Genomic DNA, 17,260 nt, shown 5'->3' with positions numbered 1-17,260 from the left:
GACCCCGAGGGGGAGACCCTAGGGAGCCGTCACGAAGTCGATCAGTTCCTCCACCCGGCCCAGCAGTTCCGGTTCCAGGTCCTTGTAGGAGCCGACGCGGGCCAGGATCGCCTGCCACACCGCGCCCGTGTTGTCCGAGGGCCAGCCGAGCGCCCGGCACACGCCCGTCTTCCAGTCCTGGCCGTGCGGGACCCGCGGCCAGGCGTCGATGCCGACGGCGGCCGGTTTCACCGCCTCCCAGACGTCGATGTACGGGTGGCCGACCACCAGGGCGTGTCCGCTGGTGACCGACTCGGCGATGCGCCACTCCTTGGTGCCGGGCACCAGGTGGTCCACCAGGACCCCGAGGCGGGCGTCGGGGCCCGGCGCGAACTCGGCGACGATCGCCGGCAGGTCGTCCACGCCCCCCAGGTACTCCACGACCACGCCCTCCACGCGCAGGTCGTCGCCCCAGACCTTCTCGACGAGTTCCGCGTCGTGGCGGCCCTCGACGTAGATGCGGCCGGCGCGGGCCACGCGCGCGCGTGCGCCGGGGACGGCGACGGAACCGGAGGCCGTGCGGGAGGGGCGCGCGGGGGCGGCAGCGGCGGGGCGCACGAGGGTGACCACCCGGCCCTCCAGGAGGAAGCCGCGGGGCTCCAGCGGGAAGACGCGGTGTTTGCCGAAGCGGTCCTCCAGCGTCACCGTGCCCGCCTCGCAGCGGATCACCGCGCCGCAGAAGCCGGTGCCGGGTTCCTCGACGACCAGGCCGGGTTCGGCGGCCACCTCCGGGACCGGCTTCGGCTTCTTCCACGGCGGGGTCAGGTCGGCGGAGTACTGGCGCATTCGGATGACGATAGGAGAAGCGGGGGCGGCGTGGTCACGACACGCCGAAGCGGGCGGCGAGCGCGTCGCGCTGGCGTCGTACGAAGGCCGCGTCCACCACCGCTCCGTGACCGGGCACGTACCGGGCGTCCTCGCCGCCCAGGGACAGCAGGCGGTCCAGCGCGACCGGCCAGCGGGACGGCACGGCGTCGGGTCCGGTCTGCGGCTCGCCGGACTCCTCCACCAGGTCGCCGCAGAACACCACCGCGGGGTCGCCGGGGACGAGGACCGCGAGGTCGTGCCGGGTGTGGCCGGGGCCCACGGCGGCCAGCAGGGCCCGGCGGCCGGTGCCGAGGTCCAGGGTCCGTTCGCCGCGCACCGCGCGGCCGGGCTCCGTCAGCGCGGCCACCGCCTCGGCGGCCTCGGCGGCCGGCAGGCCGTTGCGGACCGCGTCCAGGCGGATCTCCTCGCGGCCGTGCCCGAACACGGCCTCTACGCCCGCCGCCGCGTACACGTCGGCGCCCGCGAACGCCGGGGCGCCGAGGACGTGGTCGAAGTGGGGATGGGTGAGCGCGAGATCGGTCACACGGCGTCCGGCCAGCCGCCGCGCCTGCCCGCGCAACCGCGCGCCCTCCGCGAGGCTCGACCCGGCGTCCACCATCAGGGCCCGGCCCGCCCCGAGAACCAGCCCGGCCGTGCAGTCCCAGCCCGGCAGCCGGCACCGGCCGACCCCCTCGGCCAGCCGCTCCCAGCCCAGCTCTTCCCAAGTCACCGTCATACCGGGACGCTAGCTGCAGAACGCAACGGGTCCCGGCCGACCTTGCCCGGTCGGTGCCCGACGGCCGTACACTGGGCCGGGGACGCTGGCACTCGGGATCGCAGAGTGCCAGACGAAAGACCCGAAAGGCCGCGGGGACGACTTTCTGGAGGTGTGGCGCCGCATGCTGAGTGAACGCAGGCTTCAGGTATTGCGCGCCATCGTCCAGGACTACGTCGGTACCGAGGAGCCGGTCGGGTCGAAGGCGCTGACCGAGCGGCACAACCTCGGCGTCTCCCCGGCGACCGTGCGCAACGACATGGCCGCCCTGGAGGACGAGGGGTACATCGCCCAGCCGCACACCAGCGCCGGGCGGATCCCGACCGACAAGGGCTACCGGCTGTTCGTCGACAAGCTCGCCGGTGTCAAGCCGATGACCGCGCCCGAGCGGCGGGCCATCCAGAACTTCCTCGACGGCGCCGTCGACCTCGACGACGTCGTGGCGCGGACGGTGCGGCTGCTGGCGCAGCTGACCCGGCAGGTCGCGGTCGTGCAGTACCCGTCGCTGACGCGGTCCACCGTGCGGCACGTGGAACTGCTGGCGCTCGCGCCGGCCCGGCTGATGCTGGTGCTGATCACCGACACCGGACGGGTCGAACAGCGTATGGTCGACTGTCCGGCGCCCTTCGGGGAGTCCGCGCTGGCGGATCTGCGGGCACGGCTCAACAGCCGGGTCGCGGGCCGCCGGTTCTCGGACGTGCCCCGGCTGGTGGAGGATCTGCCGGAAGCCTTCGAGGCCGAGGACCGCGGTACGGTCTCGGCGGTGCTCTCCACCCTGCTGGAGACGCTCGTCGAGGAGAACGAGGAGCGGCTGATGATCGGCGGTACCGCCAATCTCACCCGCTTCGGACATGACTTTCCCCTCATGATCCGGCCCGTCCTGGAGGCGCTGGAGGAGCACGTCGTGCTCCTCAAGCTCATGGGCGAGGCGGGGGATTCGGGCATGACCGTACGCATCGGTCACGAGAACGCCTACGAGGGACTCAACTCCACGTCCGTGGTGTCGGTCGGCTACGGTTCGGGCGGCGAGGCACTCGCCAAACTCGGCGTGGTCGGACCGACCCGCATGGATTACCCGGGAACGATGGGAGCGGTACGAGCGGTGGCACGGTACGTCGGACAGATCCTGGCGGAGTCGTAAGTGGCCACGGACTACTACGCCGTTCTCGGCGTGCGCCGCGACGCGTCGCAGGAAGAGATCAAGAAGGCCTTCCGTCGGCTCGCGCGCGAGCTGCACCCGGACGTCAACCCGGATCCGAAGACCCAGGAGCGGTTCAAGGAGATCAACGCCGCCTACGAGGTGCTCTCGGACCCGCAGAAGAAGCAGGTCTACGACCTCGGCGGCGATCCGCTCTCGCAGAGCGGCGGCGCGGGCGCGGGCGGCTTCGGGGCCGGCGGCTTCGGGAACTTCTCGGACATCATGGACGCGTTCTTCGGTACGGCGTCGCAGCGCGGTCCGCGCTCGCGCACCCGCCGCGGCCAGGACGCCATGATCCGGATCGAGGTCGAGCTGGACGAGGCGGCCTTCGGCACGACCAAGGACATCCAGGTCGACACGGCCGTCGTCTGCAACACCTGCAACGGCGAGGGCGCGGCGCCGGGCACCTCGGCGCAGACCTGCGACATGTGCCGCGGCCGCGGTGAGGTGTCGCAGGTGACGCGGTCCTTCCTGGGCCAGGTCATGACCTCGCGGCCGTGTCCGCAGTGCCAGGGCTTCGGCACCGTCGTGCCCACGCCGTGCCCCGAGTGCGCCGGCGACGGCCGGGTGCGCTCGCGCCGGACGCTGACCGTGAAGATCCCCGCGGGTGTCGACAACGGCACCCGGATCCAGCTCGCCGGCGAGGGCGAGGTCGGCCCCGGCGGCGGTCCGGCCGGCGACCTGTACGTCGAGATCCACGAGCTGCCGCACTCCACGTTCCAGCGGCGCGGCGACGACCTGCACTGCACGGTGACGATCCCGATGACGGCGGCGTCCCTCGGCACGAAGGTGCCGCTGGAGACGCTGGACGGCCTGGAGGAGGTCGACATCCGGCCGGGCACCCAGTCCGGGCAGTCGATCCCGCTGCACGGGCGCGGTGTCACGCACCTGCGCGGCGGCGGCCGCGGCGACCTGATCGTGCACGTCGAGGTGACGACCCCGACCAAGCTCGACCCCGAGCAGGAGCGGCTGCTGCGGGAACTGGCGAAGCTGCGCGGCGAGGAGCGTCCGACGGGCCAGTTCCAGCCCGGCCAGCAGGGTCTGTTCAGCCGTCTCAAGGACGCGTTCAACGGGCGCTGACGGGCCGCCGGGCCGGGGCGCCGCCCCCGCGGGCCGGACATATGTGGCATGTGCCAAAGGGGCGGCCCGATTCGGTCTTGTTCGGAGGACGTGACAACATGCCGTCATGTCCTCCGCACTGACCGATCTCTTCCCGCTTCCGATCGTGCAGGCCCCGATGGCGGGCGGGGTCTCCGTGCCGCAGCTCGCCGCCGCCGTGTCCGAGGCGGGCGGCCTCGGCTTCCTGGCCGCCGGGTACAAGACCGCCGACGGGATGTACCAGGAGATCAAGCAGCTGCGGGGACTGACCGGCCGGCCCTTCGGCGTGAACGTGTTCATGCCGCAGCCCGAGCACGCCGAGTCCGGCGCGGTGGAGGTGTACGCGCACCAGCTGGCCGGTGAGGCCGCCTGGTACGAGACCGAGCTCGGCGACCCGGACAGCGGCCGCGACGACGGCTACGACGCGAAGCTCGCCGTCCTCCTCGACAACCCGGTGCCCGTGGTCTCCTTCCACTTCGGCGTGCCGAGCCCGGAGGCGCTTCAGGCGCTGCGCCGGGCGGGCACCCTCACCCTCGTCACCGCCACCACCGCCGAGGAGGCGCTCGCCGTCGAACGGGCCGGCGCCGACGCGGTGATCGCCCAGGGCGTGGAGGCGGGCGGCCACCAGGGCACCCACCGGGACGTGCCGGAGAACGACGGGTCCGGGACGGGCCTGCTGGCGCTGGTCGGCCGGATACGCGAGACCGTGGCCCTTCCCGTCGTCGCGGCGGGCGGCATCATGCGCGGCAGCCAGATCGCCGCCGTCCTCGCCGCCGGGGCGAGCGCCGCCCAGCTGGGCACCGCCTTCCTGGCCACGCCCGAGTCCGGCGCCGCCGAACCGCACAAGCGGGCGCTGACCGACCCGCTGTTCACCCGCACCGCGCTGACCCGGGCGTTCTCCGGGCGGCCCGCCCGCGGCCTGGTCAACCGCTTCATGCGCGAGCACGGCCCGTACGCGCCCGCCGCCTACCCCGAGGTCCACCACCTCACCTCGCCGCTGCGCAAGGCCGCCGCCGCGGCCGGGGACGCGCAGGGCATGGCGCTGTGGGCCGGGCAGGGGCACCGGATGGTCCGCGAACTGCCCGCCGCGCGGCTGGTGGAGGTCCTCGCGGACGAACTCGCCGCCGCGGCGACAGCGTTGTCCGCCGGGGCCGGCGGCACGGGCGTCACGGGGGCCGGGCGGTGACCGCCCCGGTGTTCGTGGCCGACCCGCTGACCGTCCTCGGCGGAGAGGCCGTCCTGGAGGGACCCGAGGGCCGGCACGCCGTCTCCGTGAAACGGCTCCAGCCCGGTGAGGACGTCATCCTCACCGACGGACGCGGACGGTGGGGCGAGGGCGTCGTCAAGGCCGCCGAGGGCAAGGACCGGCTCGTCGTGACGGGCCTGGCCCTCCACGAGGAGCCGCCGCCGCGGCCCCGCATCACCGTCGTCCAGGCGCTGCCCAAGGGCGACCGCGGCGAGGTCGCCGTGGAGACCATGACCGAGGTGGGCGTCGACACGATCGTGCCCTGGCAGGCCGCCCGCTGCATCACCCAGTGGAAGGGCGACCGGGGCCTGAAGTCCCTGGCGAAGTGGCGGGCCACCGCCCGCGAGGCCGGCAAGCAGTCCCGCCGGGTGCGCTTCCCGGAGATCGCGGACGCGGCGACCACCAAGCAGGTCGCGGCACTTGTGGCGGGCGCCGCCCTGGCCGCCGTGCTCCACTCCGACTTCGGGCACGCCAGTGAGGCGCTGGCCGCCGTGCCGCTGCCCGCCGACGGCGAGATCGTGCTGGTCGTCGGGCCCGAAGGGGGCGTCGCCCGGGACGAGGTGGCGCTCTTCGAGGAGGCGGGTGCCAGGGCCTGCACCCTGGGGCCTACGGTGATGCGTACATCGACCGCCGGAACCGCGGCCGCGGCCCTGCTCCTCGGCCGGACCGGCCGGTGGTCCTGACCCGTACGACACCACCCCGACCCGAACGACACCCCAGGGGGAACGCGCCGTGGAACTCGCCCAAGTCCGGCTCCTCGTCTCCGACTTCGCCGCCTGCTACCGCTTCTACGCCGAGGTGCTCGGGCTGAAGCCGCAGTCCGGGGCGAGCGAGGGACCGTACGAGAAGTTCAGTCCGCACGCCGGGTCGGCGGGGATAGCCCTGCAGGACCGGACCATGATGGCCGAGGTGCTGGGCGAGCTGGGGGACACCGCGACCGGGCACCGTTCGCTGGTGGTGCTGCGCGTCGACGACCTGGACGCCTACTGCGAGCAGCTCGCCGCGCGGGGCGCGGTCCTCGTGCACGGACCGGCGCCGATGACCGAACGCATGCGCGTGGCCCACCTGAAGGACCCGGAGGGCAACCTGGTGGAACTCCAGGAATGGCTGCTGCTGCTCACCTGACGAGACACGGGCCGCGCCCCGTGCGGGTGACCCCTGCGAACACGTGAGTGGCCGCACGCCCCCTACCGTCACGGACCGGTCGGTGGCAGTCTGCCTGTCATGGGGGCATCGAGGCCGCTTCGGCGACGGCCGCGCGTGACCGGGCCCGCGGCCGCTGCGGGGCTCGTCGTGATCGCCGTGATCGGCCTGGCGGGCTGCCGGCCGACGGACCTGAACTCCGCGACCGTCGCGTACACCACCGACCGGACCGCCACCGCCGAGCTGCAACGGCAGCACGTCGACGTCAGCTGGCTCACCTGCACCGGCAACTACGGTTCGGCCGCGCCGAAGACGCCCTCGGCGTCCGAGACCGCCGTCGTCTCCGTGGACTGCCGGGGCAGGACCAAGGACGGCCGGGACATCACCGTCACCGGGCGGATCACCAAGGCGGTCAGCGGGGCCTGCGTGCGCGGGAACCTCGTCGCGAAGGTGGGCGGCAAGGAGTGGTTCCGGGTGACGGGCCTCGGCGACTGCGACGCCACCCCCGCGCCCGTCGGCAGCACCTACCGGCCGCCCACCTACGGACAGCGGCCGGGTCCCACCGTGACCGTGACGAGGACCCTCTGGTGCGAGGACGATCCCAAGTGCCGGCCCGTGCAGGGCAAGTGATCGAAACCGGTCACCGCGACCGGCCCGGCGTGCATAGTCTGAGCGGGTGACTCAGGGTGCAGCGACAGGACCGCGGTCCTACCTCCGATTTCCCCATGTCCACGGCGACCTGGTCGCCTTCACCGCCGAGGACGACGTGTGGCTCGCGCCCCTGGACGGCGGCCGGGCCTGGCGGGTCAGCGCCGACAACGTCCCGGTGACCCTGCCGCGCATCTCGCCCGACGGGACCACGCTGGCCTGGACCTCCACCCGCGACGGCGCCCCCGAGGTGCACACCGCCCCCGTGGACGGCGGCTCCGCCACCCGCCTGACGCACTGGGGGAGTTCCCGCACCCAGGTGCGCGGCTGGACCGCCGACGGACAGGTCCTCGCGATCAGCACCTACGGCCAGGCCAGCCTGCGGCGCAGCTGGGCCAGGACCGTCCCGCTCGACGGCGGGCCCTCCGCCGTGCTGCCCTACGGCCCGGTCGGCCACGTCGCCCTCGGACCGCACACCGTGCTGCTCTCCGCGACGATGGGACGCGAGGCGGCCGCCTGGAAGCGGTACCGCGGCGGCACCGCGGGCCGGCTGTGGATCGACCGCGAGGGCGGGGGCGAGTTCGTCCGGCTGCACGAGGAACTCGACGGCAACATCGAACAGCCCGTGTGGGCCGGGGACCGGATCGCCTTCCTCTCGGACCACGAGGGGACGGGCGCGCTGTACTCCTCCCTCGCCGACGGCTCCGACCTGCGCCGGCACACCCCCCTCGGCGGCTTCTACGCCCGGCACGCGGCCGGTGACGGCACCCGCGTGGTCTACGCCTCGGCAGGTGAGCTCTGGCTCCTGGACGACCTGGAGGGCGCCGAGCCGCGCCGGCTGGACATCCGGCTCGGCGGGGCCCGGGTGGACCGGCAGCCGGGCCCGGTCAACGCGGCCCACTGGTTCTCCGCCGCCTCGCCCGACCACACCGCGCGCGGCAGCGCCGTCCTGGTCCGCGGCGGCGTGCACTGGGTGACCCACCGGTCGGGTCCGGCCCGCGCCCTGGCCGCCGAGCCCGGAGTGCGCGCCCGCATGCCCGTCACCTTCCGCGCGGACGCGGAGGAGTGGGTGGTGTGGGTGACGGACGCCGAGGGCGACGACGCCCTGGAGTTCGCGCCCGCCACCGGCCGGGTGCCCGGCGCCACCCCGCGCCGGCTCGCCGCCGGGCAGCTCGGCCGGGTCCTGGACCTCGCCGTCGCCCCCGACGGCGGCCGGGTCGCGGTCGCCGCGCACGACGGACGCCTGCTCCTCGTCGAACGCGAGACCGGCGAGGTGCGCGAGGTCGACCGCAGCGAGGACGGCGACGTCGGCGGGCTCACGTTCTCGCCCGACTCCGGCTGGCTGGCCTGGTCCCACCCCGGTGTCGGCGGGCTCGCCCAGCTCCGCATCGCGCACACCACCGACCTCACGGTCACCGAGGCGACCCCGCTGCGCTTCAAGGACTACGCGCCCGCCTTCACCCGCGACGGCAAGCACCTCGCCTTCCTCTCCACCCGCTCCTTCGACCCGGTCTACGACGAGCACGTCTTCGACCTCGCGTTCGTGGTCGGCGACCGGCCGCACCTGATCACCCTGGCCGCCACCACCCCCTCGCCGTTCGGCCCGCAGCGGCACGGCCGCCCCTTCGAGACCCCCGACAAGGACGAGACCCCCGACGCCGAGGGCACCCCCGCCACCCGCGTCGACCTGGAGGGCCTCGCCGACCGGATCGTGCCCTTCCCCGTCGAGGCCGGCCGCTACTCGGGTCTGCGCGCCGCCAAGGACGGCGTCCTGTGGCTGCGGCACCCGGTGCGCGGTGTGCTCGGCGCCTCCCGCGCCCACCCCGAGGACCCGGAGCCCAAGACCGAGCTGGAGCGCTACGACCTCGCCCAGCAGCGCATCGAGTACCTCTCCTCCGACGCCGACCACTTCGAGGTCAGCGGCGACGGCAAGCGCGTCCTGCTGTGGGCCGACGGCAAGCTCAGGGTCGTACCCAGTGACCGCCGTGCCTCCGGCGACGACGACAGCGACACCAACGTCACCGTCGACCTGTCGCGCGTCCGGCAGACCCTCCACCCGGCCGCCGAGTGGCGGCAGATGTTCGACGAGACCGGCCGCATCATGCGGGACCAGTTCTGGCGGCCGGACCTCGGCGGCCTCGACTGGGACGGCGTCCTGGACCGCTACCGCCCGCTCGTCGACCACGTCGCCACCCACGACGACCTGGTCGACCTGCTCTGGGAGGTGCAGGGCGAACTGGGCACCTCGCACGCCTACGTCACCCCGCGCGGCGGCCACGGCCACGGGCCGCGCCAGGGCCTGCTCGGCGCCGACGTCTCCCGGCACCCGGACGGCAGCTGGCGCATCGACCGGATCCTGCCCGCCGAGACCTCCGACCCCGGCGCCCGCTCCCCGCTCGCCGCGCCGGGCGTCGCGGTCCGGCCCGGCGACGCGATCGTGGCCGTCGCCGGCCGCCCCGTCGACCCGGTGACCGGACCCGGCCCGCTCCTCGTCGGCACCGCGGGCAAGGCGGTCGAGCTGACCGTGTCCCCGGCGGGCGGCGGCGAACTGCGCCACCCCGTCGTCGTCCCCGTCGCCGACGAGGAACCGCTGCGCTACCACGCGTGGGTGGCCGGCCGCCGGGCCCGGGTGCGCGAGCTGTCCGAGGGCCGGCTGGGCTATCTCCACGTGCCGGACATGCAGGCGCCGGGCTGGGCGCAGATCCACCGCGACCTCGGCGTGGAGATGGCCCGCGAGGGCATCGTCGTGGACGTCCGGGAGAACCGCGGCGGGCACACCTCGCAGCTCGTCGTGGAGAAACTGGCCCGCCGGATCGTCGGCTGGGACGTGCCGCGCGGCATGCGCCCGTTCAGCTACCCCGGCGACGCGCCCCGGGGCCCGGTGGTGGTCGTCGCGAACGAGTTCTCCGGTTCGGACGGGGACATCGTCAACGCGGCGATCAAGGCGCTCGGCATCGGCCCGGTGGTCGGCACCCGCACCTGGGGCGGGGTGATCGGCATCGACAGCCGCTACCGCCTGGTCGACGGCACGCTGGTCACCCAGCCGAAGTACGCGTTCTGGCTGGAGGGGTACGGCTGGGGCGTGGAGAACCACGGCGTCGACCCGGACGTGGAGGTCGTACAGGCGCCGCAGGACTGGGCCGCGGGCCGGGATCCCCAGCTGGAGGAGGCGGTGCGGCTGGCGCTGGAGGCGCTGCGGACCACGCCCGCCAAGACCCCGCCGTCGCTGCCCGGGTGAGGACGGCGCCCGGCCCCCGCCCTCCCGCGGCCGGACCGACTACGATGCCCACGAAGCTGATCACCGGTGAGGAGAAGACATGGCAGGGGAACCCGAGGACGACTGCCTGTTCTGCAAGATCGTCGCAGGCCAGGTCCCCGCGACCGTCGTCCGCGAGACGGACACCACCGTCGCCTTCCGGGACATCAACCCCCAGGCGCCCACGCACGTCCTGGTGATCCCCAAGGTCCACTACGCGAACGCGGCCGAACTCGCCGCGGCCGAACCCGCGGTGGCCGCCGACATACTGCGCGAGGCGCAGGCCGTCGCCGACGAGGACAAGCTGGAGAGCTACCGCATCGTCTTCAACACCGGCGGCGGCGCCGGCCAGACCGTCTGGCACGCCCACGCGCACGTCCTCGGCGGCCGTGGCCTGCAGTGGCCGCCCGGATAGACCGCCGTGTCCGTCCGTGAACTGGTGGTCCTCGGCACCGCCAGCCAGGTGCCCACCCGGCACCGCAACCACAACGGCTACCTGCTGCGCTGGGACGGCGAGGGCATCCTCTTCGATCCCGGCGAGGGCACCCAGCGGCAGATGCTGCGGGCCGGGGTCGCCGCGCACGACCTGAACCGGATCTGCGTCACCCATTTCCACGGCGACCACAGCCTCGGCCTCGCCGGGGTGGTCCAGCGCATCAACCTCGACAAGGTCCCGCACCCGGTCACCGCGCACTTCCCGAGGTCCGGGCAGCGGTTCTTCGACCGGCTCCGGTACGCCACCGCCTACCGGGAGACCGTCGGCGTCACCGAGGCGCCCGTCGACGCGGACGGCGACCTGGCCGTCACCGCCGGATACACGCTCCAGGCCCGGAAGCTGTCCCATCCGGTCGAGTCCTACGGCTACCGGCTGGTCGAGCCCGACGGCCTGCGCATGCTGCCCGACCGGCTCGCCGCGCTCGGCGTGCGGGGCCCGGGCGTCGGCCGTCTCCAGCGCGAGGGCGTCCTCGGTGACGTCACCCTGGACCAGGTCAGCGAGGTGCGGCGCGGGCAGCGGTTCGCGTTCGTGATGGACACCCGGCTCTGCGACGGGGTGCACGCCCTCGCCGAGGACTGCGACCTGCTCGTCATCGAGTCCACGTTCCTCGACGAGGACGCCGGGCTCGCCGCGGAGCACGGCCACCTGACCGCCGGTCAGGCGGCCGCCGTCGCCCGCGACGCCGGGGTCCGGCACCTGGTGCTGACCCACTTCAGCCAGCGCTACCCGGACCCGGAGGAGTTCGAGCGGCAGGCACGGGACGTGGGCTACGCGGGCGAGTTGACCGTCGCCTACGACCTGCTCCGAGTGCCGGTTCCGAAGCGCAGGTGAAGCGGCCTTACGATGCTTTGATGCCCCTCCCCAAAGCGGAACTGCACCTCCACATCGAAGGCACGCTGGAACCGGAGCTGGCGTTCCGGCTGGCCGCCCGCAACGGCGTCGTGCTGCCCTACGCGGACACCGAGGCCCTGCGCGAGGCCTACCTGTTCAAGGATCTCCAGTCCTTCCTGAACCTGTACTACGAGCTGATGACCGTCCTGCGCACCGAGCAGGACTTCGAGGACCTGGCGAACGCCTATCTGGCGCGGGCCGCCGCGCAGGGCGTGCGGCACGCCGAGATCTTCTTCGACCCGCAGGCGCACATCGCGCGCGGCGTGCCCATGCGCACGATCGTCGAGGGGCTGTGGCGGGCGCTCGGCCGGAGCACCGAGAACCACGGGATGTCCACCCGGCTGATCATGTGCTTCCTGCGGGACGAGTCCGCCGACTCGGCGCTGGAGACGCTGGAGGCCGCCCGGCCCCACCTGGACCGGATCATCGGCGTCGGGCTGGACTCGGCCGAGGTCGGCCACCCGCCGGCCAAGTTCCGCGAGGTGTACGAGACGGCCGCCGACCTCGGGCTGCGCCGCGTGGCGCACGCCGGTGAGGAGGGGCCGCCCGCCTACATCACCGAGGCCCTGGACCTGCTCGGCGTGGAGCGCGTCGACCACGGGCTGCGCTGCATGGAGGACCCGGACCTGGTCGCCCGGCTGGTGCGGGAGCGGATCCCGCTGACGCTGTGCCCGCTGTCGAACGTACGGCTGCGCGCGGTCGACGTCCTCGCCGAGCACCCGCTGCGGGCGATGCTGGAGGCGGGCCTGCTGTGCACGGTCAACTCCGACGACCCGGCCTACTTCGGCGGTTACGTCGCCGACAACTACCACGCCGTGCGCGACGCGCTGGGCCTGACCAAGGAGCAGATGCGGGAGCTGGCCCGCAACTCCTTCCGCGCCTCCTTCCTGGAGGACGACGAGGACCTGCGCTCCCGCTACCTCGCCGAGGTGGACGCCTACGAGTTCGGCGACGGCCCCCACGGCACACCGGGCAGGGGCTAGGCGGCGACGTCCAGGCGGACCGGTTCGTCGGTGAGGGACGGGTAGGCCGTCGTGACGGTGGTGGTCCTGCGCCCGAGCGCCACCGCCGTCAGCGGGACCGCGACCGCGAGCAGGCCCGCCGCCAGGACCGCGCCCATCGCCGGGAACCCGGCGGCGGCCGACAGCAGGCTGCCGGTCATCGGGCCGACGGCCGTCCCCAGTGACGACGCCGATCCGACCAGCACCGCCCAGCGGCCCCGCGGGTCCAGGGAGGCGGCCAGGCCGATGACGTACGACAGGACGACCGGGTAGAGCAGGTTCCAGGCGATCTCGCCGGACGCGAACGTCGTCAGGTCCGTGGCCGACGCGCTGAGCGCGATGCAGCCGGCGATCAGCACCGTGCCCAGGCCGATCGGCAGGGCCTGCCCGAGCCGCGGGCCGAGCGCGCCGGCCGCGACCACGCCCAGCAGGCCGGCGCCGAGCGCCACCGCGAAGACCACGCCGACGGTCACCTCGCCGAGGTGCGCCTGCGTCAGGCCGATGCGGCCGCTCACTCCCCACAGCGAGTTCTGCGCCGCCGACCAGCACGGCATCGCGGCGGCCAGCAGCAGGCCGGAGCGCAGGTGCGGCAGTTTCGGGCCGGAGGTGACGGCGACGGTCCGGGCGGTACGGGGGGACAGGCGGCCGGTGAGCGGCCAGACCGCGAGCGCGGTGAGCGCGATCGCCGCGAGCGGCTGGGCGTGGCCGGGTCCGAGGTGCGGGACCGTCAGGTACACGGCCGCGGCGAGCGCGGAGACGCCGAGCAGGCCGAGCGTGGTGACGCGGTGCGGGTCGCGCTGAGCCGCGATGCCGGTGGCGGCCACCGCGGTGACCGTGCCGGAGCCGAAGCCGCCGGCCATCACGCCGGCCACGACCGCCGGGACGTGCCCGGTGAGGGCGGCGCCGCCGTAGCCGAGCACGGCGAGCAGCAGTCCGGCGCGGGCCAGGGTGCGGGGGCCGATGCGGTCCACGCGGGAGGCCAGCAGGAAACCGGCCGCCGCGGAACTCAGCAGCAGGGCGCTGCCGATGGCGCCGGCCTGGGTGGCGGAGACGGGGAGCCCCGAGTCGAGCCGGCCGACGGTGGTCGGGAGCAGGTAGGGGGAGAGGTACCCGGCCGTGAAGAGGGCGACGAGCGGCCAGGGGGTGGTGCGGGCGAACACGGGCGTTCCCAGGGCATGCGAAAGGAGCGACGGAGCGGGGGGAGGGGGCGCAGGCCGTCGACGGACAGGAACGCGCGGGCAATTTGTATCAAGCGCGGGGAGGGCGGAAGAAGGGGAGGCGGTGTGATCTGGGTCATGTTCTGTTTGCGGGGTGGGCCGAGGGGTAGGAGCGCCGCGCGCCGTGGCAGGCCGCACGGCACCGCCCGGTCCGCGCCCGCGCGTGAAGTCCCTTTCCGTCAGCGCCAGTTGACGGTGCCTCCGGTCGTCGCCGCCTCGATCCTCGCGCGGACCTCCCGCATCACGGCGACGATCCGGTCCTCGTGCTCCGGCGTCAGACGGGTCACCGGCACCGAGCAGCTGACGGCGTCCTGGGCCGGGGTGTCGTAGCGCAGGGCGAAGCCGAAGCCGGTGATGCCGGTGACGGCCTCCTCGCGGTCGATCGCGTGGCCGCGGGCGCGCACTTCGGCGAGGTCGGCGGCCAGCGCCTCCCGCGTGGTGCGGGTGCGCGGGGTCAGGGCCTCGTACGGCCCCTCGGGGAGGTCCTCGCCGGGGCGTTGCGCGAGGAGCGCCTTGCCCAGGGCGGCGGCGTGCGCGGGCAGCCGGCGGCCCACCCTGCTGATCGTGCGCAGGTACTCGTGGGACTCCCGGGTCGCCAGGTACACCACGTCCCGGCCGTCCAGGCGGGCCAGGTGCACGGTCTCGCCCAGCTTCTGCGACGCCTCGTCCAGGTAGGGGCGCACCAGGCGGACGCGCGGGTCGGAGTCCAGGTAGGTCGTGCCGGTCAGCAGGGTGCGGATGCCGACGCCGTAGAGGGAGCCGGTCGTGTCGGTGCGCACCCAGCCCCGCGCGATCAGGGTCTGCAGCAGCGCGTACATCGAGCTGCGCGGGACGCCGAGTTCGTCCGCCAGTTCCTGGAGGCGGGCCGGCCGGTCGCCGCGGGCCGCGAGGAGCTCCAGCAGCTCCACCGTGCGCGCCGCGGACTTCACCTCGCGGACGCCTGCTGTCTCGGACATGTGCCGATCGTAAGGGGGCGGGGGCGGGGTGCGCCGTTGACGGGGGGTGTTCGCATATCTAGTCTTGGTTCTCATACGTGTATGACGTCTACGTGGGGAGATGGATTCGGTGGCCGGACAGCCGGAGGACGTGGTGCGCAGGCTGCGGGACGGAATGGCGGGCGGGGTGCTGTCGTTCCCGCTGACCGCCTTCCACGCCGACGGGTCCCTGGACCCGGACGGATTCCGCGAGTACGTCCGCGGGCAGCTCGCCGCCCGCCCCGGCGCGCTCTTCCCGGCCTGCGGGACGGGCGAGTTCTTCTCGCTCGACGAGGACGAGTACCGCCAGGTCGTGGCCGTCGCCGTCGAGGAGGCCGCCGGACGGACACCGGTGGTCGCCGGAGTGGGGTACGGCTGGGCGCAGGCCGCCCGGTTCGCCCGCGCCGCCGAGGAGGCCGGGGCCGACGCCCTGCTCGTGCTGCCGCACTACCTCGTCGCCGCCCCGCAGGACGGGCTGGTCGCGCAGCTGGAGCGGATCGCGGCCCGGACGTCCCTGCCGCTCATCGCCTACCAGCGCGGACAGGTCGCCTACACGGCCGGCTCGCTGGCCCGCATCGCCCGCGTCCCCGGTGTCATCGGGCTCAAGGACGGCCACAGCGACCTCGACCGGCTCCAGCGGCTCACCCTCGCCGCCCCGGAGGACTTCCTGTTCTTCAACGGCGCCGCCACCGCCGAGATCCAGGCCCGCGCCTACGCCGCCGTCGGCGTCCCCGCCTACTCCTCCGCCGTGCACGCCTTCGCGCCCGAGATCGCCGACGCCTTCTTCGCCGCCCTCGGCGCCGGCGACCACGGCACCGTCGACAAGCTGCTGCGCGACTTCTACGTGCCCTTCGTCGAACTCCGCGACCTGGTGCCCGGATACGCGGTCTCGCTGGTGAAGGCGGCGGCCCGGCTGCGCGGCCGGCCCGTGGGCCCCGTGCGCGCCCCGCTCACCGACCCGAGCGCCGCCCACCTCGCCGGCCTCCAGACGCTGCTGACCACCGGCCTCGACCTCGTCGGAGCCTCCCTGTGAACCCCGCGGCCACCGGCGGGCGCCCGGCACCGGACGGAGGGCGACCGCACGCTGCGTGACGGGGCTCGTCGGAGCGGTCGTATGCCGGGAGCCGCCGTCACCGCCCCGGCATGGTGCAGACTGGCCGGATCCGCACCACGTCCAGGGAGCGCACCGTGACCGCGTCCAACGCGTTCGCCGGAGAGGAACCGGAGTACCTCGACGACGACAGAGGAGCAACGACGTCCCACTGCGCCGCCCAGGTCGACCCGCTGGCCGGCCTGCGCGCGCCCGGCGATCCGCCGTGGGACGTCTACCTCACCGGCACCGTCTTCCTCGACATCGTCTTCACCGGCCTGCACTCCGCGCCCGTGCGCGGCACCGAGTCCTGGGCGCGGGGCATGGGCTCCAGCCCCGGCGGCGTCGCCAACATGGCCACCGCGCTGGCCCGGCTCGGCCTGAAGACCTCCCTCGCGGCCGCGTTCGGCGACGACCACTACGGCGAGTACTGCTGGGACGCCCTCGAACAGGGCGAGGGCATCGACCTCTCCCCGTCACGGACGGTGCGCGGCTGGCATTCGCCGGTCACCGTGTCCATGGCGTACGAGGGCGAGCGGACCATGGTCTCGCACGGCCACGAGCCGCCCGCCGACACCCTGTTCCGGCAGCAGAACGCGCCCGGTCACCCGGCGCACGCGCGGGCCGCCGTCGCCTCCCTGACCCCCGGCACCCGCAACCCCTGGATCGCCCGCGCCGCCGCCGAGGGCACCCGGATCTTCGCCGACGTCGGCTGGGACGACACCGGTGCCTGGGACCTGGCCGGGCTCGCCGACCTGGAGCACTGCGAGGCGTTCCTGCCGAACGCCGAGGAGGCGCGGCGCTACACCGGCGCCGACTGCCCGCGGGCCGCCGCCCACGCCCTCACCCGATACGTCCCCCTCGCCGTCGTCACCCTCGGCGCCGAGGGCGCCTACGCCGTCGACGGGCGGACCGGCGAGTCCGCGGAGGTCCCGGCGATCGCCGTGGAGGCCCTCGACCCGACCGGCGCGGGAGACGTCTTCGTCGCCGGGTTCGTCACCGGCACCCTCGCCGACTGGCCGCTGGCCGACCGCCTCGCCTTCGCGGGCCTGACGGCGGCGCTCTCCGTCCAGGAGTTCGGCGGCTCGCTGTCCGCGCCCGGCTGGTCGGAGATCGGCGCGTGGTGGCGCAAGGTCCAGTCGGTGGACGGCCAGGACCCCGCGGCGCTGCGGCGGTACGCGTTCCTGGACGGGCTGGTGCCCCAGGAGGACCAGGTACGGCCCTGGCCGCTGCGCCGAGCGGTCCCGACGATCGGCTTCGGCCGGGCGGGGTGACGCCCGGTCCGTCGTCGGCCGCGCCCCCGGAAGGGGCGCTGGGGGTGCCCCCGGCCGGAGGCTGGGGGAGGAACTGCGCGACAAGCCCCCACCGGCCCGCGGCCGAC

16 protein-coding genes are annotated in these 17,260 nt (G+C 74.3%); 12 read left to right on the top strand and 4 right to left on the bottom strand.

Annotation, left to right across the window (positions count from 1 at the left end):
* Window positions 1-18: 18 nt before the first annotated feature.
* Window positions 19-825 (bottom strand): DUF3097 domain-containing protein, encoded by an 807-nt coding sequence (locus ACIQOE_RS04215; protein WP_362646356.1) that lies wholly within the window; start codon window positions 823-825, stop codon window positions 19-21.
* A gap of 34 nt (window positions 826-859) precedes the next feature.
* Window positions 860-1,582, bottom strand: a complete 723-nt coding sequence (locus tag ACIQOE_RS04210; protein WP_401409557.1) for an MBL fold metallo-hydrolase — start codon at window positions 1,580-1,582, stop codon at window positions 860-862.
* A gap of 163 nt (window positions 1,583-1,745) precedes the next feature.
* On the opposite strand from ACIQOE_RS04210, the gene hrcA reads away from it, so the two are divergent.
* The 10 genes from hrcA (at window position 1,746) to ACIQOE_RS04160 (ending at window position 12,580) form a co-directional block, all read left to right on the top strand.
* Window positions 1,746-2,762 (top strand): heat-inducible transcriptional repressor HrcA, encoded by a 1,017-nt coding sequence (gene hrcA / locus ACIQOE_RS04205; RefSeq protein WP_351319516.1) that lies wholly within the window; start codon window positions 1,746-1,748, stop codon window positions 2,760-2,762.
* Window positions 2,763-3,899, top strand: a complete 1,137-nt coding sequence (gene dnaJ / locus ACIQOE_RS04200) for a molecular chaperone DnaJ (protein ID WP_351319518.1) — start codon at window positions 2,763-2,765, stop codon at window positions 3,897-3,899. It abuts the gene before it with no gap.
* A 106-nt stretch (window positions 3,900-4,005) separates the two neighbouring features.
* Window positions 4,006-5,103: a nitronate monooxygenase gene (locus ACIQOE_RS04195; protein ID WP_351319520.1), complete on the top strand. Its 1,098-nt coding sequence runs from the start codon at window positions 4,006-4,008 to the stop codon at window positions 5,101-5,103.
* Window positions 5,100-5,846 (top strand): 16S rRNA (uracil(1498)-N(3))-methyltransferase, encoded by a 747-nt coding sequence (locus tag ACIQOE_RS04190; protein ID WP_351319522.1) that lies wholly within the window; start codon window positions 5,100-5,102, stop codon window positions 5,844-5,846. The genes ACIQOE_RS04195 and ACIQOE_RS04190 overlap by 4 nt, the downstream gene beginning before the upstream one ends.
* 49 nt (window positions 5,847-5,895) lie before the next feature.
* The gene (locus tag ACIQOE_RS04185; RefSeq protein ID WP_351940226.1) at window positions 5,896-6,288 is read left to right on the top strand and encodes a VOC family protein; all 393 of its coding nucleotides are present in this window, start codon (window positions 5,896-5,898) and stop codon (window positions 6,286-6,288) included.
* A gap of 99 nt (window positions 6,289-6,387) precedes the next feature.
* The gene (locus ACIQOE_RS04180) at window positions 6,388-6,936 is read left to right on the top strand and encodes a hypothetical protein (RefSeq protein ID WP_351319525.1); all 549 of its coding nucleotides are present in this window, start codon (window positions 6,388-6,390) and stop codon (window positions 6,934-6,936) included.
* Between the two features lie 46 nt (window positions 6,937-6,982).
* The gene (locus tag ACIQOE_RS04175) at window positions 6,983-10,192 is read left to right on the top strand and encodes a S41 family peptidase (protein ID WP_401409553.1); all 3,210 of its coding nucleotides are present in this window, start codon (window positions 6,983-6,985) and stop codon (window positions 10,190-10,192) included.
* Window positions 10,193-10,271: 79 nt separating this feature from the next.
* A complete protein-coding gene (locus ACIQOE_RS04170; RefSeq protein ID WP_363019140.1) occupies window positions 10,272-10,625 on the top strand; it encodes a histidine triad nucleotide-binding protein in 354 nt (117 codons plus the stop codon).
* Between the two features lie 6 nt (window positions 10,626-10,631).
* Window positions 10,632-11,537 (top strand): ribonuclease Z, encoded by a 906-nt coding sequence (locus ACIQOE_RS04165; protein ID WP_401409551.1) that lies wholly within the window; start codon window positions 10,632-10,634, stop codon window positions 11,535-11,537.
* A 20-nt stretch (window positions 11,538-11,557) separates the two neighbouring features.
* Window positions 11,558-12,580 carry an adenosine deaminase gene (locus ACIQOE_RS04160; RefSeq protein ID WP_365559733.1) on the top strand — a complete coding sequence of 341 codons (1,023 nt, stop codon included), beginning with the start codon at window positions 11,558-11,560 and terminating at the stop codon, window positions 12,578-12,580.
* Here the strand turns inward: ACIQOE_RS04160 and ACIQOE_RS04155 are convergent.
* Entirely contained in the window at window positions 12,577-13,758 is a 1,182-nt protein-coding gene (locus tag ACIQOE_RS04155) for an MFS transporter (protein WP_351319535.1), read from the bottom strand. The two genes, ACIQOE_RS04160 and ACIQOE_RS04155, sit on opposite strands and share 4 nt — an antisense overlap.
* A 236-nt stretch (window positions 13,759-13,994) precedes the next feature.
* Window positions 13,995-14,771: an IclR family transcriptional regulator gene (locus ACIQOE_RS04150; RefSeq protein WP_399008175.1), complete on the bottom strand. Its 777-nt coding sequence runs from the start codon at window positions 14,769-14,771 to the stop codon at window positions 13,995-13,997.
* A gap of 109 nt (window positions 14,772-14,880) precedes the next feature.
* On the opposite strand from ACIQOE_RS04150, the gene ACIQOE_RS04145 reads away from it, so the two are divergent.
* Window positions 14,881-15,822 carry a 5-dehydro-4-deoxyglucarate dehydratase gene (locus tag ACIQOE_RS04145; protein ID WP_401409548.1) on the top strand — a complete coding sequence of 314 codons (942 nt, stop codon included), beginning with the start codon at window positions 14,881-14,883 and terminating at the stop codon, window positions 15,820-15,822.
* A 155-nt stretch (window positions 15,823-15,977) separates the two neighbouring features.
* Window positions 15,978-17,153, top strand: coding sequence for a carbohydrate kinase family protein (locus ACIQOE_RS04140; RefSeq protein ID WP_399008613.1), 1,176 nt, complete (start codon window positions 15,978-15,980; stop codon window positions 17,151-17,153).
* Window positions 17,154-17,260: the final 107 nt, after the last annotated feature.

The sequence above is a fragment of the Streptomyces sp. NPDC091282 genome (assembly GCF_044757385.1).
GTDB classification, from domain to species: Bacteria; Actinomycetota; Actinomycetes; order Streptomycetales; family Streptomycetaceae; genus Streptomyces; species Streptomyces gramineus.
The sequence above is the reverse complement of the archived record's forward strand: the minus strand, read 5'-3'. Positions and strand labels throughout refer to the sequence as shown.

Bases quoted from the DNA above. Each gene is read 5' to 3' on its own strand.
- ACIQOE_RS04215 (WP_362646356.1), bottom strand. From the start codon at position 825: ATGCGCCAGTACTCCGCCGACCTGACCCCGCCGTGGAAGAAGCCGAAG.
- ACIQOE_RS04210 (WP_401409557.1), bottom strand. From the start codon at position 1,582: ATGACGGTGACTTGGGAAGAGCTGGGCTGGGAGCGGCTGGCCGAGGGG.
- hrcA (WP_351319516.1), top strand. From the start codon at position 1,746: ATGCTGAGTGAACGCAGGCTTCAGGTATTGCGCGCCATCGTCCAGGAC.
- ACIQOE_RS04195 (WP_351319520.1), top strand. From the start codon at position 4,006: ATGTCCTCCGCACTGACCGATCTCTTCCCGCTTCCGATCGTGCAGGCC.
- ACIQOE_RS04180 (WP_351319525.1), top strand. From the start codon at position 6,388: ATGGGGGCATCGAGGCCGCTTCGGCGACGGCCGCGCGTGACCGGGCCC.
- ACIQOE_RS04170 (WP_363019140.1), top strand. From the start codon at position 10,272: ATGGCAGGGGAACCCGAGGACGACTGCCTGTTCTGCAAGATCGTCGCA.
- ACIQOE_RS04160 (WP_365559733.1), top strand. From the start codon at position 11,558: ATGCCCCTCCCCAAAGCGGAACTGCACCTCCACATCGAAGGCACGCTG.
- ACIQOE_RS04150 (WP_399008175.1), bottom strand. From the start codon at position 14,771: ATGTCCGAGACAGCAGGCGTCCGCGAGGTGAAGTCCGCGGCGCGCACG.